General features: G+C 67.2%; 15 protein-coding genes. 8 read left to right on the forward strand and 7 right to left on the reverse strand.

Annotation, left to right across the window (positions count from 1 at the left end):
• Positions 1-43: 43 nt before the first annotated feature.
• On the reverse strand, positions 44-382 hold the full coding sequence (locus tag AC1D1W_RS05115; protein WP_476943117.1) for a hypothetical protein: 339 nt from the start codon (positions 380-382) through the stop codon (positions 44-46).
• A gap of 256 nt (positions 383-638) precedes the next feature.
• On the opposite strand from AC1D1W_RS05115, the gene AC1D1W_RS05120 reads away from it, so the two are divergent.
• The gene (locus tag AC1D1W_RS05120; protein WP_476943118.1) at positions 639-2,282 is read left to right on the forward strand and encodes an AMP-binding protein; all 1,644 of its coding nucleotides are present in this window, start codon (positions 639-641) and stop codon (positions 2,280-2,282) included.
• A gap of 4 nt (positions 2,283-2,286) precedes the next feature.
• Here AC1D1W_RS05120 and AC1D1W_RS05125 read toward each other — a convergent pair whose 3' ends face one another.
• The 3 genes from AC1D1W_RS05125 to AC1D1W_RS05135 form a co-directional block, all read right to left on the reverse strand.
• On the reverse strand, positions 2,287-2,715 hold the full coding sequence (locus AC1D1W_RS05125; RefSeq protein WP_223914942.1) for a universal stress protein: 429 nt from the start codon (positions 2,713-2,715) through the stop codon (positions 2,287-2,289).
• A 106-nt stretch (positions 2,716-2,821) separates the two neighbouring features.
• Entirely contained in the window at positions 2,822-4,114 is a 1,293-nt protein-coding gene (locus AC1D1W_RS05130) for an aminotransferase-like domain-containing protein (RefSeq protein WP_028277584.1), read from the reverse strand.
• Between the two features lie 128 nt (positions 4,115-4,242).
• A complete protein-coding gene (locus AC1D1W_RS05135; RefSeq protein WP_018775397.1) occupies positions 4,243-4,806 on the reverse strand; it encodes an NAD(P)H-dependent oxidoreductase in 564 nt (187 codons plus the stop codon).
• Between the two features lie 126 nt (positions 4,807-4,932).
• On the opposite strand from AC1D1W_RS05135, the gene AC1D1W_RS05140 reads away from it, so the two are divergent.
• From AC1D1W_RS05140 to AC1D1W_RS05165, 6 genes are all read left to right on the forward strand, one after another.
• Positions 4,933-5,565, forward strand: a complete 633-nt coding sequence (locus AC1D1W_RS05140) for a TetR/AcrR family transcriptional regulator (RefSeq protein WP_476943119.1) — start codon at positions 4,933-4,935, stop codon at positions 5,563-5,565.
• A gap of 357 nt (positions 5,566-5,922) precedes the next feature.
• The gene (locus AC1D1W_RS05145; RefSeq protein WP_243178073.1) at positions 5,923-6,909 is read left to right on the forward strand and encodes an ABC transporter permease; all 987 of its coding nucleotides are present in this window, start codon (positions 5,923-5,925) and stop codon (positions 6,907-6,909) included.
• A gap of 2 nt (positions 6,910-6,911) precedes the next feature.
• Positions 6,912-7,910, forward strand: coding sequence for an ABC transporter permease (locus AC1D1W_RS05150; RefSeq protein WP_476943120.1), 999 nt, complete (start codon positions 6,912-6,914; stop codon positions 7,908-7,910).
• Positions 7,907-10,075, forward strand: coding sequence for a dipeptide ABC transporter ATP-binding protein (locus tag AC1D1W_RS05155; protein WP_476943121.1), 2,169 nt, complete (start codon positions 7,907-7,909; stop codon positions 10,073-10,075). The genes AC1D1W_RS05150 and AC1D1W_RS05155 overlap by 4 nt, the downstream gene beginning before the upstream one ends.
• A gap of 70 nt (positions 10,076-10,145) precedes the next feature.
• Positions 10,146-11,843: an ABC transporter family substrate-binding protein gene (locus tag AC1D1W_RS05160; RefSeq protein WP_476943122.1), complete on the forward strand. Its 1,698-nt coding sequence runs from the start codon at positions 10,146-10,148 to the stop codon at positions 11,841-11,843.
• Positions 11,844-11,981: 138 nt separating this feature from the next.
• Positions 11,982-13,037: a Gfo/Idh/MocA family protein gene (locus AC1D1W_RS05165; protein ID WP_476943123.1), complete on the forward strand. Its 1,056-nt coding sequence runs from the start codon at positions 11,982-11,984 to the stop codon at positions 13,035-13,037.
• A gap of 132 nt (positions 13,038-13,169) precedes the next feature.
• Here AC1D1W_RS05165 and ald read toward each other — a convergent pair whose 3' ends face one another.
• Positions 13,170-14,288: an alanine dehydrogenase gene (gene ald, locus AC1D1W_RS05170; RefSeq protein WP_243178068.1), complete on the reverse strand. Its 1,119-nt coding sequence runs from the start codon at positions 14,286-14,288 to the stop codon at positions 13,170-13,172.
• A 245-nt stretch (positions 14,289-14,533) separates the two neighbouring features.
• Between ald and AC1D1W_RS05175 the strand changes: the two genes are divergently transcribed.
• Positions 14,534-15,754 (forward strand): PucR family transcriptional regulator, encoded by a 1,221-nt coding sequence (locus tag AC1D1W_RS05175; protein ID WP_459385886.1) that lies wholly within the window; start codon positions 14,534-14,536, stop codon positions 15,752-15,754.
• Between the two features lie 8 nt (positions 15,755-15,762).
• On the opposite strand, the gene AC1D1W_RS05180 is transcribed toward AC1D1W_RS05175, so the two are convergent.
• Positions 15,763-16,032: a hypothetical protein gene (locus AC1D1W_RS05180; RefSeq protein WP_084476217.1), complete on the reverse strand. Its 270-nt coding sequence runs from the start codon at positions 16,030-16,032 to the stop codon at positions 15,763-15,765.
• A 74-nt stretch (positions 16,033-16,106) separates the two neighbouring features.
• Entirely contained in the window at positions 16,107-16,529 is a 423-nt protein-coding gene (locus AC1D1W_RS05185) for a helix-turn-helix domain-containing protein (protein ID WP_243178066.1), read from the reverse strand.

Below are 16,529 nucleotides of genomic sequence, written 5' to 3' on the forward strand. Positions count from 1 at the left end.
AGTGTTGGGGTTTCTCAGTGGCGGGCAGCGTGGCCCGGGCCGCTCAGTTTCCGGAGTATGCGGTCAGGATCTGGACCAGCGCGGGATCGCCGCTCATGCCGGCGACGGCGACCGAGGCGGCAAACATCAGACCCGCGAGCCCCGCGCAGCACGCGCTGATTCCCGTCAGGAACTTCCAGTCCTCCCGCAACACGCTGCGCACGGTGTCGGGCATGCGCAGTCCCGGGGCAATCAGGTTGGGTGCGCTGTCCGTCGATCCGTCGTCCAGGAATGCGACAACGCGACCGGCGCCGCGGTCCACGCGCATGGCGCTGATGTGGTTGCCGTGCCGGGCCAGAAGGATGTCGTGGCCAACCAGCTGGCGGCGCTGAAGAGTGATCATGGGGCTCCCTTGGTAGGTGGGTTCTCGGACGTCCGCACCATCGCAGGGCACCTCCCATTTTACTGAGCCGGTCCGCGCCGGGCGGCCCGCTGGGCGGTGAGGCTGCCCACGACAGAGGGTGATCCTCATCAAGTCCGAACACGACCACGACCGGACACAGCCAAGTCCGCGTCCTCCTGTCCCGCGGCTACGCCCGGCACTAGAGTGGCACCAGCCGCCGACAGCCCGGGCGGAAGCGGATCAAAGGAGATGTTGCGTGTTTTCAAGCCCGTACCCCGACGTCGATGTTCCCAACCTCGGCATTTACGACTACCTCTTCGGCGCTCTGGCAGAGGAGGACCTGGACCGGGTCGCCGTCGTCGATGGCGCCAGCGGTGCGGAGACCACCTACCGGGCGCTGCGCGGGCAGATCGACGCCCTCGCCGGTGCCGTCGCCGCCCAGGGCCTGGGCGTGCACGGCGTGGCCGCCATCCTGTGTCCCAACGTCCCCGCCTTTGCCACCGTCTTCCACGGCCTGCTCCGGGCAGGCGCAACGGTCACCACCATCAACGCCCAGTACACGGCGGACGAGATCGCCACCCAGCTCACCGACGCCGGCGCGGACTGGCTCTTCACCGTATCGGCGCTGCTTCCGGCCGCCCGTGAGGCCGCCGAAAGGACCGGGATCCCTGCCTCACGGCTCGTGGTGCTCGACGGCGCCGACGGCCACCCCTCGCTGGCCGACTTGCTCGCCATGGGCGCACCGGCACCCCGCGTCTCGTTCGATCCCGCCACGCATGTGGCCGTGCTGCCCTACTCTTCCGGCACCACCGGCCGGCCGAAGGGGGTCATGCTCAGCCACCGAAACCTCGTCGCCAACGTGGAACAGGCCAGGGGTCTGCTCGACGTCGGCCCCGAAGACCGGGTCCTGGCGCTGCTCCCGTTTTTTCACATCTACGGGCTGACCGTGCTGCTGAACCTCGCGCTGCGCCAGCGGGCCAGGCTTGTGACCATGCCCCGGTTCGACCTGCCCGAGTTCCTGCGGATCATCCAAGACCACCGGTGCAGCTACCTGTTCATCGCGCCTCCCGTGGCCGTGGCGCTGTCCAAGCACCCGCTCGTTGCCGAGTACGACCTCGGCTCGGTGCACACCACCCTTTCCGGCGCGGCGCCGCTGGACGGCGAACTTGGCAAGCGCCTGGCCGAACGCCTCGGCTGCCAGGTCCTGCAGGGCTACGGCATGACCGAGATGAGCCCGGTATCGCACCTCATTCCGCGCCAAAGTCGCGATGGGCTCAGGGTCCCCGTCAGTTCCGTGGGGTACACGGTGCCGAACATGCAGTGCCGCCTCGTGGACCCGGCCACGGGGGAGGAGATCCCGGTTCCCGCAGAAGGGACCAGCGCGCCGGGGCACCTGTTGTGCCGCGGGCCGAACGTGATGCTCGGCTACCTCAACCGGCCGCAGGAAACCGCGGACACCCTGGACGCGGACGGCTTCCTGCGCACCGGGGACATCGCCACGGTGCGGGCGGACGGGGTGGTGACGGTCGTGGACCGGCTCAAGGAACTGATCAAGTACAACGGCTACCAGATCGCCCCGGCGGAACTGGAGGCGCTGCTCCTCACCCACCCCGGCATCGCCGATTCCGCGGTGGTCGGCTCCCTCGACGCCGACGGCCAGGAAGTGCCCAAGGCGTTCGTGGTCCGCCAGCCGGGCGCGGACGGCGATGCCTTGGACGTGGCGGGCGTCATGGACTTCGTGGCGGGCCGGGTGGCGCCGTTCAAGAAAGTCCGACAGGTCGAGTTCATCGAGGCCGTGCCGAAATCCGCCTCAGGAAAAATCCTGCGGCGGATGCTTGGGTCTGCAGGCTCAGACACCGGCCAAGCCGGCGTGCCGGCAGCGGCACCGAAGAAGCAGTAGCGCCTCAGTCGGCGTCGGTTTTGGCGATGTAGACGTCACAGGGGGCGTTGTGGGCCACGCTGTTCGCAACGCTCCCCAAGACCCGGCCGATTCCGCTCATGCGCCGGTTTCCGACCACGATCATCAAGGCACTGGTCCGTTCGGCTTCCCGAATCAGGGCCTCGGCCGGCTTGCCCCGCGCGGCGGCGTACGTGACGGTGATGTCCGGGCGGCGCAGGCCTTCCGCGACCGAGCGCGCAACCGTTTCCGCGTTGCCGGCGTCGGAAACGATCCACTGGTCACTGCCGCTGCCGAAGACCTGTGTCTTGTCGCTGTCAAAGGCGCTGACCACATGAAGTGTCGCCCCCACGGAAACTGCGAGGTCGCGCGCGGTGTGCGCCGCCCTCAGTGCAGTTTCACTGCCGTCGACGCCGACAACGATTATTCCGGTCATGGACCGCTCCTCTTTCAACGAGTAATGCTGTTTAGTGTGCCTGGCCGATCAGCTGGCCCCAGCGCGCCCCAGTCGAGGCCCCGCGTGGATCCTGCCGGTGTTCACGCTACAGGGCGGCCAGGGCTTCCCGCAGGACCGGCGCGAGCCGACGCACACCCTCGCGGATCGATTCGGGCGGCACCGCGCTGAACGCCAGCCGGATCTTGTTCGACGGGTCGTCCGAGTTTGTAAAGGCCGCTCCCGGAATGAAGACGACGCCGGCGTCGATGGCCTTCCTCAGCAGCGGGTAAGTATCCACGCCGTCGGGCAGCGTAACCCACACGAAGAAGCCGCCTTCGGGGCGCGTCCAGGTCAGTCCCTCCGGCATGTATTCGGCCAAGGCGGCCAGCATTGCCTCGCAACGTTCCTGGTACAGCCCCCGATACGTCTCGATCTGGCCGCGCCAGTCGTAGTCGCGCAGATAGGCCGACACCAGCATCTGGTTCAGCGTCGGCGGGCACAGGGTGACGGCCTCCGACGCCAGGTAGTACCTGCGCTGCAGGTGGGCCGGGACCAGGGCCCAGCCGATCCGCAGGCCCGGGGCGAAGATCTTGGAAAAGGACCCCATGTAGATGACGTCATCCGGGTTGGCCGCCCGGAGGGGGATGAGCGGCTTGCCGTCGAAGCGGAGCAGGCCGTAAGGGTTGTCCTCCAGCACCAGAATATTCGCGCGACGGCATATATCCACCACGGATTGCCGGCGTTCCGCGGACAGGGTGATGCCGGACGGGTTGTTGAAGCTGGGAATGGTATAGAGGAACTTGACGTTCTTGCCCGCGGTCTGGAGGGCCGCGATCTTTGCCTCCAGCAGATCAGGGATGATGCCGTCACCGTCCATCGGCACCGTTTCGACCTCCACCTGGTAGGCCTCGAAGGTGTTGAGGGCCCCGACATAGGTGGGGTCCTCGACGAGGACCACGTCGCCCGGATTGCAGAAAACCTTGGTGGCCACATCCTGCGCGGACTGCGAGCCGGCCGTGATGACGATGTTCGCGGGGTCGGCGTCCAGGATCCCCTCTGCCGCCATGACCTCGCAGATCTGGATGCGGAGCTCTTCAGTGCCTTGGCCGCCGCCGTACTGCAGGGCGGTCATCCCCTGCTCGGCTATGATCTTCGCGGCGGTCTGGCCCAGGCGTTCCAGCGGCAGGGACTGCAGGTAGGGGCTGCCCCCGGCGAGGGAGACGAGGCCGGGGCGCATCGAGATGTCGAAGACATCCCGGACCGCCGACTGCTTGATATTTGCTGCGCGCTCCGAGAACAGGATCTCGTGGCGGTGGGCGGACGTAGCCGCACGTTCGATTGCGTCGATGGCCTCGGCCGGAAGTACTGCTGCGGCGGCATCAAGTGTTTCGTGGGTCACAAACCCAAGGATACTACCCGTGTTGTCTTGGGGGAAACGATTGTTTCCAGAGAATGCCAGGGCTGAAAGCGACGGGATGCTCCGGGCGGCCCGGGGCGTATCTGGCGCGGAGTGCGGGGTGCGGTAGCTTACGCCGCTTCCGCAGCGGGAGCCTCGGCCAGTGCGTCGAACACGCCCTTGATCTGCTCGACAACTTCGGCGTCGTCCTTGGGATGGACCTCGGCGAAGCGGACCATCGAGCCCGGGACTGCCAGCTTGACGTTTTCGAGGACCTGGGCGCCGGCGATGCCGACGGCCTTGCGGGCCTCGTCCTGGGCCCATACGCCGCCGAACTGGCCAAAGGCGGTTCCGACAACCGCGGTGGGCTTGCCGGAGAGGGCGCCTGCGCCGAAGGGGCGGGACAGCCAGTCGATGGCGTTCTTCAGCGATGCCGGGACGGTGCCGTTATGCTCCGGCGTGACCAGCAGGATGGTGTCGGCCTCGTTGGCGGCGGCCCGCAGGGCGGCGGCGGCCGCGGGCACCTGGCCTTCGACGTCGATGTCCTCGTTGTAGAAGGGGATGTTGCCCAGGCTCTCGTGAATGACCACGTCCACCTGTTCCGGGGCGTTGAGCGCGATGGCCTCGGCCAGCTGCAGGTTGGTGGAGCCGGCGCGAAGGCTGCCGACGAGAGTGAGGATGGTCTTCTTGGACATGTGTACTCCTGTGCATCACGCCGCGGGGTGATTCCGGCGGCTGGTGGATCGTGAGGCTTTGGGGGCCTTCACCCATGCTAAACGGACTGCGGTCCGGTTATATTCCGGGGCGCTAGAATCAGCGGTGTGAGCCTCATCCCGATCCGTCCCGGTGCCCAGTCCGGGGCAGGGCGCCCCGCCGCGCCCGCCGCAGAATCAGCGCGCAGCGACGCGATGCGCAACAGGGAGCTCCTGCTCTGCGCCGCCCGGGAAATCGTTGAGGAATCCAGCGTCGACGCCCTCACCATGGACCGGCTGGCGCAGCGCGCCGGAGTTGGAAAAGGGACGGTCTTCCGGCGGTTCGGCAGCCGTGCCGGGCTGATGATGGCGCTCCTTAGCGACGCCGAGGCCGAATTTCAGGGCCGGTTCATGTTTGGTCCGCCCCCGGTAGGTCCCGGCGCGCCGCCCCTGGAGCGGCTGATCGCCGTGGGCGCCGCCCGCATTGACTGGATCCTGGAATTCGGGGAGCTGGCGCGGGCCGCCGACGCCTCGGTCTACAACAGGTTCGATGTCCCGCCGGCCGTGCTCTGGCGCCGTCATCTCGAGATGCTGCTGCGCGAAGCCGGCGTGACGGCGGACCCGTGGGTCATGGCGTCGGCCCTCGGGGCGTCGCTGGAGCCGGAACTGCTGCTCCATTCCGTCGGCGTGCACGGGATTGCGCCGGAGCGCCTTGCGGACTCCTGGCGGGAGCTTGTCACGCGCGTAGTGTGCGGCCACTAGCGGCGCAGCCGGTTCCGTGGGCCAAATCCATTCCACGGAGTTATTCATAACGATCTGTAGCGAAGCCGCCGTGTCGCGGCCCGTGAGAGCCCGGCGGAGCCCGGCTAATGTGATAGCTTCCTCTGGAATGTGACCCGCAACATAGCCCACAAGGGCTCAGCCGCAAGGCATGCGGGCGGCCGGAAACCAGCTGGCCCATACTCCCGAACCGGCCGCGGAACCCGCTGCCGGATGGGGACGACGGAAGGATCGACGTTGTGAATAATCTTGTCCCTGGCACAGTCGGGCCCGCCCGTGCGGCCGCAGCCGTGACGCGCGGATCTGCTCAGGCAACGGCGATCCAGAACTAGCCGCTCCATGCTTCGATATCTCGCCAAACGTGCGCTCACGTATGTCTTCATGATCTTCCTGACCACCAGCGCCGGCTATCTCCTGGCTGTGAGCACGCTGCAGCCGGCGCTGCTGGAGCAGGAGCGGATTCCGCGGCCCACGCCCGAGCAGGTGGTCAATTCCTTCCGGCTCAAGGGGCTCGATCCCACCCTCAACCCGTGGGAGCGCTACGTCGACTGGCTCACCGGCATTCTCACCCGCTGGGACTGGGGACGGAGCCCCAACGGCGCCTTCATCAACGCCGAGTTCGGCGACCGGGTCTGGATCTCAACCCGGCTCTTCCTGGCCTCGATCATCCTGACCCTCGTGATCGGCGTCGCCCTCGGCGTCTTCACCGCAGCCCGCCAGTACAAGGCCTCGGACCGGGCCATCACCTCGTACAGCTACCTCATGTACATCGTCCCCGCACCGATCGCCTACTTCCTGGTGCAGCTGGGCGCCATCAACATCAACGAGTCGGTCGGGGAGCGGGTCTTCTTTGTCACCGGCATCTCCACCCCGGGTCTGGACGGCGACGGCTGGGCCCAGTTCGTCGACATGCTCGCCCACTACGCCGTGCCCACGTTCGCCATCACAATTGTGGGCTGGGGCGCGTACCAGATCGCCCAGCGCCAGTATCTGCTGGACAACGTCAACGCCGACTTCGTCAGGACGGCGCGGGCCAAGGGCCTGACCCGCAACCAGGCCATCAGCCGGCACGCCCTGCGGGTGTCCTTCATCCCCGTGGCGCAGAGCATTGCGTTCACCATCCCGGCCATCTTCGCCGGCGGCTTCTTCGCCGAGAAAATCTTCGCCTGGCACGGCGTCGGGTCCTGGTCCATTGACTCGATCGCCCTGCAGGACGTCAACGCGGCCACCGCGACCCTCGCCTACGGCTCCGTCATCTTCGCGGTCGGAGCGATCCTCGCCGACTTCGCCACCACGCTCGTAGACCCGAGAGTGCGGGTGCAGTAATCATGACCAACCTCAACACGATTGACCCGGCCGCCGTCCTGGACGAAGGAAAGTTCGGCGACGACGAGGTCGTGATCGGCAAGTCGCGCATCATCCTGCGGCGCTTCCTGCGCAACCGGACAGCCGTCGCCGGCCTCGCCATCTTCCTGGCCCTGACCCTCTTCTCCTTCATCGGCGGCTTCTTCGGCAACTGGGACAAGGAGACCATCGACCCCTTCAACATCGGCATGCCGCCCTCCGCGGAGCACCCGCTGGGCACCTCCCAGGCCGGGATCGACCTCTACGCCCTGACCGTCGAAGGCACCAGGGTCTCCATCCTGATCGGCGTCGTCGTCGGCCTCGTCTCGGTGCTGATCGCCGCCGTCTACGGCTGCACCATGGCGTTCTTCGGCCGCAAGGTGGACAAGGTCATGCTGTTCATCCTCGAAGCCCTGATCATGATGCCCGCCCTGCTGGTAGTCGCGGTGGCCACGAGCGGCGGCGCCAACGGCCTGAAGAACACCGTCCCAAGCTGGCTGCTGCTCATCATCGTGCTGCTGGTCTTCAGCTGGATGGGGACCGCACGCCTCATCAGGTCCCTGTCGCTTTCCCTCATGCAGCGTGACTTCGTCAAAGCCTCCCAGTACATGGGCATCCCGCCGCACCGGATCGTCTGGCGCCACCTCGTGCCGAACATCGGCTCCCTGCTGGTCCTGGAAGTCACCCGCGGCGTCACCGGCGCCATCCTCGCCGAGGTCGCGTTCTCCTTCATCGGCATCGGCATCAAGGTCCCCGACGTGAGCCTGGGCGTCCTGATCGGCCAGTCGACCTCCCAGGTTTCCACCTTTCCGTGGATGTTCTGGGCGCCCCTGATCGTAATGTTCCTGCTGACCGGCTCGCTCGCCATGATGAACGACGGCCTCCGCGACGCGTTCGACCCCAGCTCCAGCTCCGTTGGCCGCGCCAAGAGGAGCAACGCCACCGGCAGCGCCACCGGCAAGAAACAGAAGAAGATCAAATGACCAGCAACACCACCGCACGGGACACCGCCCAAGGCACCGACGAGCGCCTCCACGCCGCTGGGCTGCACGCCCCCGCCAGCGCGGTCCTCTCCGTCCGGGACCTCAACGTCCGCTTCAACACGGAAAACGGCGTGGTGCACGCGGTCCGCGGCGTCGACTTCGACGTGATGCCCGGCAAGACGCTGGGCATCGTGGGCGAGTCCGGCTCCGGCAAATCGGTCACGTCCATGGCGATCATGGGCCTGCTGCCCCCGACGGCGGAAATCACCGGTTCCGTCCGGCTGCAGGGCAAGGAGCTCCTGGGGCTCAGCGACAAGGCCATGTGCCGCCACCGCGGCAGCGACCTCGCCATGGTGTTCCAGGACCCGCTGTCCTCCCTGACCCCGGTCTACACGGTCGGCACCCAGATCATCGAGGCCCTGACCGTCCACAACCCGACCATGAGCAAGCAGGCCAAGGAGGCACGCGCCGTCGAACTCCTGAGGTTGGTCGGCATCCCCAGCCCGAAGGACCGGCTCAAGGCCTTTCCGCACGAGTTCTCCGGCGGCATGCGCCAGCGCGTCATGATCGCCATCGCGATCGCCAACAACCCGCGGGTCCTGATCGCCGATGAGCCGACGACGGCGCTGGACGTCACCATCCAGGCGCAGGTCCTCGAGGTGCTCCACGCCGCCCAGGAGGAGACCGGCGCCGCCGTCGTCATGATCACGCACGACCTCGGCGTGGTCGCCGGCATGGCGGACGACATCATGGTGATGTACGCGGGCAGGCCGGTGGAGACCGGCAGCGTCGATGACATCTACTACAGCCCGCGGATGCCCTACACGATGGGCCTGCTCGGTGCGGTCCCGCGTGTGGACGTCGCGGAAAAATCGTCGCTGGTGCCGATCGACGGCATCCCCCCGAACCTCACCCAGCCGCCCACCGGCTGTTCGTTCGCGCCGCGGTGCCCGCTGGCCAGCGAGGCCTGCCTCGACGGCGAGCCGGACCTTCGGGCGGTGGCGCCCGGCACCGGGCACAGGGCCGCTTGCATCAAGAGCGAGGCCCTCGCCGATGTCGATGTCCACACGGTCTTCGCCGTCCCGGACGTGCCGGTATCCCGCTTTGACAGCCTTCCCCGGCACGAACGCAAGACTGTCCTGGAACTCCGCGACGTCAGGAAGCACTTTCCGCTGATGAAGGGCGCCCTGATCAAGCGCAGGATCGGCACGGTGAAGGCCGTGGACGGGCTGAGCTTCGATATCCGCGAGGGCGAGTGCTTCTCGATCGTGGGGGAGTCGGGCTGCGGAAAGACCACCACCCTGCTGGAAATCATGGAATTCCACAAGGACCAGGACGGCGAGGTGGTGATCGGCGGGCTGAGCAACAAGCAGGCCGCGGACGCCAAGGCCAAGAGCTCCATGCGCAAGGAACTGCAGATGGTGTTCCAGGATCCCACCGGGGCACTGGATCCGCGCTTCACCGTCTACGAGGTCCTGGCCGAGCCGATGGAACACCTGGGCATGCCCAAGGCTGCCATCCGGAAGCGGATCATGGAGCTCATGGAGCTGGTGGGCCTGCAGGCGGACCACGTCAACCGGTTCCCCAACCAGTTCTCCGGCGGCCAGCGCCAGCGCATCGGCATTGCCCGCGCCCTCGCGGTCAACCCCCGGCTGGTGGTCCTGGATGAGCCCGTCTCCGCCCTCGACGTATCGGTGCAGGCCGGCGTCATCAACCTCCTGGACAAGCTCCGTGCCGAACTCGGCCTCAGCTACCTCATGGTGGCCCATGACCTCTCCGTGGTCCGGCACATCTCCAACCGCGTTGCCGTCATGTACCTGGGCAAAATCGTGGAGATCGGCGACGTCGACGCCGTCTTCGACAACCCCCGCCACCCCTATACCCGTGCCCTGCTCTCCGCGATCCCGGTACCGGATCCGGAGCTGGAGCGCACCCGCGAGCGGATCATCCTCCAGGGCGACCTGCCCTCGCCGCTGGAAGCGCCGGCCGGCTGCAACTTCGCCACCCGCTGTCCCGTGTTCGCGGCCCTCCCGCCGGCCAGGCAGGAGAAGTGCCTGACCCTGGAGCCGGCCCTCGAAGCGTCCGCCACCGACCAGCAGTTCGCCTGCTTCTACCCGGACGGCGAACTGGACGCGGACATGCTCGTTGTCCACGAAAACCACTGAATCACCGGACCAGCACACACCACCCGAGAACCCACGCATCACACTCGCATGAAAAAATGAAGGGGATCACATGAAAAATCGGACCAGGATCGGCGGCCTCACCGCCGTCGTGGCGGCCCTCGCGCTGACCGCTTGCGGCAGCGGTGGCGCCTCAACCACCGCCCAGAGCGCCAAGGCACAGGATGCCTCCGGCGACCTGAGCAAGCTGGTCAGCGTCAACGCCAAGAAGGCCGCCGACCTGCAGCAGGGCGGTACCGTAACGCTGCCCCTGGGCAACATCGGACCGGACTTCAACGGCTTCTCCAACGCGGGCAACTCAGCGGACAACACTGAACTGCACTACCCGATCGACGAGGCCGGCTACGTGGGCTGCTGGAAGCTGGACTTCGACGGCACCGCCAGCCTCAACAAGAACTTCTGCGAAGACTTCAAGAGCGAGGTCAAAGACGGCAAGCAGACCGTCACCATCAAGATCAACCCGAAGGCCGCCTACAACGACGGCACCCCGATCAACGCCGCCACGTTCGAGAACACGTGGAAGATGCTCAATGGCCAGAACAAGGACATCGACATCGTCAGCTCCGGCGCCTACGAGTTCATCGACTCCGTCAAGGCGGGAAGCAGCGACAAGGAAGTCGTTGTCACCACCACACAGCCGGTGTACCCGCTCAGCGACATGTTCGGCGGCTTCATCCCGCAGACCGTGAACACTCCCGAAATCTTCAACACCGGCTTCACGGGCGAACTGCACCCCGAGTGGATGGCAGGCCCGTTCAAGGTCGACAAGTTTGACTCCGCCGCGAAGACTGTCTCCCTCGTGCCGAATGACAAGTGGTGGGGCGAGAAGCCGGTCCTGGACAAGGTGATCTTCCGCCAGCTGGAGGCCAGCGCCGAGATCGCCGCCTTCAAGAACGGCGAGATCGACATGGCCGACGGCCGCACGCTGACGAAGTACAAGCAGCTTGAAGGCACGAAGAACTCCGAGGTCCGCCGCGGTCAGCGCCTCTTCGCCGGCGGCCTGAACCTCAACGCCCTCAAGGCCCCGCTCACCGACGTCGCAGTCCGCAAGGCAATCTTCACCGCCGTGGACCGTCCCGCCATCCGCGCCGTCCGCTTTGGCGGACTGAACTGGGAAGAGAACAGCTCGGGCTCGATGATGCTGATGCCGTTCTCGAAGTACTACCAGGACAACTACCCGGTCAAGGAAACCGGCGCCGACGCGGCCAAGAAGGTCCTGACCGAGGCCGGCTACAAGGCCAACGCCAAGGGCATCATGGAAAAGGACGGCGTCCCGGCGTCGTTCAAGATCACCAACTTCGGTGACGACCCCACCGGCCTCGCCACCGTGCAGACGCTGCAGAAGCAGCTTCAGGCGGCCGGCATGGACGTTGGCATCGACCAGCGCGGTGACGCCGACTTCGGCAAGGTGGTTGGCAGCCGCGACTTCCAGCTCACCATCAGCGGCTACACGGTAGGCGCCGACGCCACCTCCGGCGTGAAGCAGTTCTACGATTCCAAGACCAACGAGAACGAACTTGGCGACGCCGAACTGGACAAGGCCATCAAGGACCTCGCGTCCATCCAGGATGACGCCCAGCGCAACAAGGCCGCCATGGACGTCGAGAAGAAGCACATGGAGAAGTACTTCTCGATGGGCGTCATCATGAACGGCCCGCAGATCTACTTCGCCCGCACCGGCCTGGCCAACTACGGTGCAGCCCTGTTCCAGACCCCGGACTGGAGCGTCGTCGGCTGGCAGAAGAGCTAGCTCTGACAAGCACCACGCACTAACAAGCAGCACGGCCGAGGCCGGTGCCCCCGGAACCATCCGGGCGGCACCGGCCTCGTTCGTTTAGGCCCTGCCGGACAGGAGCCCGGTGCATGCCCAGCCGGTAGCCTTGGCACCATGAGCAACGATTCAACCCGGCCCATCCGCACCGCCGTCGCCGGTTTCGGCCTTTCGGGCAGCGTCTTCCACGCCCCGTTCATCGCCGCAAACCCGGCCTATTCGCTCGATGCCATTGCCACCTCCGACGCCGGCAGGAGATCTGCCGCCGCACACAGCTATCCGGCGGCCAGGATCGTCGACACCCCGGCCGATCTCCTCGAGCTCGCCGGCGAACTGGACCTGCTGGTGCTCGGCACGCCGCCCGCCACCCACTACCCACTCGCGAAAGCGGCGCTGGAAGCCGGCCTCGACGTCGTCGTCGACAAGCCCTTCGCTGTCAGCAGCGCCGAGGGGCAGGAGCTCATCGACCTGGCCGGGCGGCTGGGCCGGGTGCTCACGGTGTTCCAGAACCGGCGCTGGGACGGCGACTTCCTCACCGCTAAAGCCCTCATGGACACCGGAGCCTTCGGCACCGTGAGCCGCTTTGAGTCCCGCTTCGAGCGGTGGTCGCCCGACGTCCCCAAAGCATGGAAGGCGGCCGCAACGGCGGACGACGGCGGCGGGGTGCTGTTTGACCTCGGCACCCACCTGCTGGACCAGGCCGTGCAGCTTTTTGGGCCGGCCACGGTCACGCACGCGGAACTGGCGGCCCGGCGGCCCGGAGCTAAGGCGGACGACGACGTCTTCGTGGTCCTGAGGCACAGTTCCGGGGTGACCAGCCACCTGTGGATGAACATGCTGTGCGCCCAGCAGGGCCCGCGCTACCGCATCCTGGGCAGCGAGGGCGGGTTCACCAAGCACGGCGTGGACCCGCAGGAGCCGTACATCCTGGCCGGCGGAAGCCCGCTGGATGCCGCCTACGGCGTGGAAGATCCGGACTGGGCCGGGCTGCTGGGGCGCGACGGGCACCTGGACCGGCTGCCCACCGAGCGCGGCGCCTATCCGGAGTTCTACCGGATCCTGGCCGCCAAGATCGCCGACGGCGGCGCCGGCTCGGCGCTGCCGGTCCCCGTCGACCCCGCGGGCCCACTCCAGGTGCTGCAGCTGATCGAGCAGGCCCGGTCCCTGGCCTAGGTTCTCGGCACGGTGCGGGCCTAAACAGCCATCGACTGCTCCGTAACTGCCGTTCTGGGGGTCCAAAAGGGCGGTTACGGAGCAGCCGATGAAGTGCCGCTACGCGGAGATGTGTTGGTTACACGGTGCCGGCTACGCGGAGACCAGCTCGTGCCAGTCGGCGACGAGGGGCAGGTTGTGCGCCTCGGAGACCGAGCGGTGGGCAACCTTGCCGCCGGCGATGTTCAGGCCGGCGGCCAGGGCGGCGTCGCGCTCAAACGCAGCCTTGACGCCCAGGTTCGCCAGCGAGACGGCGTAGCGCAGGGTGACGTTGGTCAGCGCGTACGTGGAGGTGTTCGGCACGGCGCCGGGCATGTTGGCGACGCAGTAGAAGATCGTGTTGTGGACCTTGTACGTCGGTTCCTGGTGCGTGGTGGGGTGCGTGTCCTCGAAGCAGCCGCCCTGGTCCACGGCGATGTCCACCAGCACGGAGCCGGGCTTCATCCGGGACACGAGCTCGTTGGTGACGAGCTTCGGGGCCTTGGCGCCGGGGATCAGGACCGAACCGATCACGAGGTCGGCGTCGACCACGGACTTCTCGATCTCGTAGGAGTTGGACGCGACTGTCTTCAGGCGGCCCTGGTACTGGGCGTCCAGTTCGCGCAGGCGGTTGATGTTGATGTCCAGGATGGTGACGTCGGCACCCAGGCCCAGGGCCATGGCGGCGGCGTTCGTGCCGGCAACACCGGCTCCGAGGACAACGACCTTGGCCGGACGGACGCCCGGGACGCCGCCGAGCAGCACACCCTTGCCGCCTGCCGGGGCCATCAGGGAGGTGGCGCCGACCTGTACGGACAGCCGGCCGGCAACCTCGGACATCGGTGCCAGCAGCGGCAGGGACCTGCCCTCCTGGACGGTCTCGTAGGCGATGGCGGTGACGCCGGAGTTGATCAGGGCCTGGGTCAGTTCCGGTTCGGCGGCCAGGTGCAGGTAGGTGAAGAGGATCAGGTCCTTGCGGAAGCGGTGGTATTCGGCCTTGACCGGTTCCTTGACCTTCAGCACCATGTCCGCGCGGCCCCAGACGTCGTCGGCTTCGGCGACGATCTCGGCGCCGGCGATCGCGTATTCCTCATCCGTGATGCCGGAGCCCAGGCCCGCGCCGCGCTCGACGAGGACCTCGTGGCCGTGGGTCCGGAATTCATGGACGCCGGCCGCCGTGATGGCGACGCGGAACTCGTTGTTCTTGATCTCTTTGGGTACGCCGATGATCATTTGTTAGCTCCAGTAGCTGGTGGCCTGGTGGGCCTGGATGAGCGGGGGATTCGTACTTCCAGAATAAATCCCGCTGTGAGGCACGCGACAGGTGCCGACACCGGGCGGTGGGCGCCCGCCGCGTCATTCCGGGGTTTTTCAAAACCGGGAATAGACATTTGTCGAGGGCGCGGACGTCAGGTGTCGGCTCGTGTCCGTCCCGGATGCATTCGCAGTGCGGCGGGCGGGGGCAGTAGTCTGGCAGGATGCAGCAGCAGGACGTGGAGCAGCTCGTGGAGCAGGTGGCGCAGCGACTGGGCCGCGGCCTCTCCCTCGAGGACCTTGACGGTCTGCTCCTCGCCTACAGCTCCAACCAATCCCACGCGGACCGCGTCCGGGTGAACTTCCTGCTCAGCAAGCGTGTCCCCGTGGATGTCATCGCGTGGCAGCTCTCCCACGGGATCGCGACGGCGGTCCGGCCGGTCGTCGTGCCGGCCAACGCGGACCTCGGCATGCTCGGGCGCGTGTGCGTGCCGCTGCTGGTGCGGGGCTTCCGGGTGGGGTACCTGTGGGTCCAGCTCGACGCCGAGGAGCCCAGTGCCGCGACCGTCCTGGGCCAGCTGCCGGACGTGGCGCCGGAGCTGGAGCAGCTGTCCTCCCTGCTGCTGGATTCCAACACGGCGGAGTCCGAGTTCCGGCGCCGGCGCGAGCAGGAGTTCCTTGCCGCGTGCGCCGGGGAGGCCAACGCGGCGGCGGCCGTCGCGGGCTGGAAAGAGGTCCAAGGCAAGGGGCCATGGCAGCTGGTGACCGTCCTGGACGCGGATGGCTGGGCCGGGGGCTCGGATCCCATCGCCGACACGCTTATTCACCGCTCCGCGGCGCTGCAGGCGACCATCGGGGTAGACGCCGCACTGTTCAGCGCCGGCACGGAGACCCATGCGGTGGTGCTCTTCAAGGAATCCACGGGACGCGCCGACCACGCCCAGGTGCTGGTCCACTACCAGCTCGAACTCGCCAAACGCTCCGGGCGCACGGTCCGGCGGATCATCCTTGGCACGTCCGAGGGATTCGCCAAGCCGCGGGAACTGGCCGAGGCCTACCGGCAGTCACGGCAGGCGGCCCAGGCCGCGGCGGTGGATCCCCAGCTGGGCGAGCTCGTCGACTGCCGGGCCACCGGCGTCTACCAGCTCCTGGCCTCGGCGGGCGGCGGCGCGGGAGCCTGGGCAGACGCGGGTTCCGTGTATTTCCGCCTCCTCGAGGACCATGACCGCAACCACGAGCTGCTGCCCGTGCTGGAGCTGTTCTACGACAACGACGGCTCGGTCCAGGAGGTCGCGGCCAAACTGCACCTGCACCGGAGCAGCATCTACAACCGGCTCGGCCGGATCCGCCAGCTGCTGGGCGTGGACCCGTTGAAGGGAATGGTGCGGCTGGAACTGCATGCCGGGCTCAAGGCGCGGCGCTGGGCTGGCCGGCCCAGAATCTAGCGGCGCGCTTAGCCCTCGCGCTTGGAGGGGTCGGCGTCGAGGGCCGGCTTCGCATCGTGGCCAGCGTCCTGGCCAAGGTCCTGGCCGGGGCCGGCGATGCCGGCGGCACTGCGGCGGCGGGAAATCCGGCTGTCCACCCAGAGCGACACCGCTACGAAAGCGACGCCGCTGGCCAAATACGTGGCGGTGTTGTTCAGGCCCATCGCGGTTCCGAAGATGCCAGCGAGCAGCATAGCGGCGATCCCTGCCACGATGTGCCACCCTCTGAATTTACCCACATTCCAAGCTTATCCCGCGGGATATCAGTGCTTCCGCGCCGGACAGGGATCGTTGCTTGATCCTTATCACTGCTTCATGAAGCACCGGCAGCCTCGTCATCCTGGCCGGCCGGCGTCCCGGCGCCCGCACCATTCTTCTTCTGCGTTTCGAGCCACGCCATGATGTCGGCCAGCCGGATCCGGCGGTGCGTTCCGCGGTACTCCACCGGGATCTCGCCGCGGTCGGTCATGTTCCGCAGATATGTGTGCGAGATTCCCGCAAGCTCCGCGGCCCGGGACGTCGTCAGCATTTCCTCGACGCTGCTGACCGTCACGGCCTCGCCGCGGCTGAAGCGGCCCAGCAGATCGACGACGGCGTCCCGCGCCGCGGGCGGCAGCCGGTGGACGGTGCCGTCCACGAACACCGTAATGTCGTGGCTGCCGTCGAGGGCGTACCTGAGGTTCTGCGCATCCTCGGCCGGGAGGCCGGCCGTCACCCGGGGGGCTATCAGTGCCAT

The organism is Arthrobacter sp. P1_B4, from assembly GCF_056406555.1.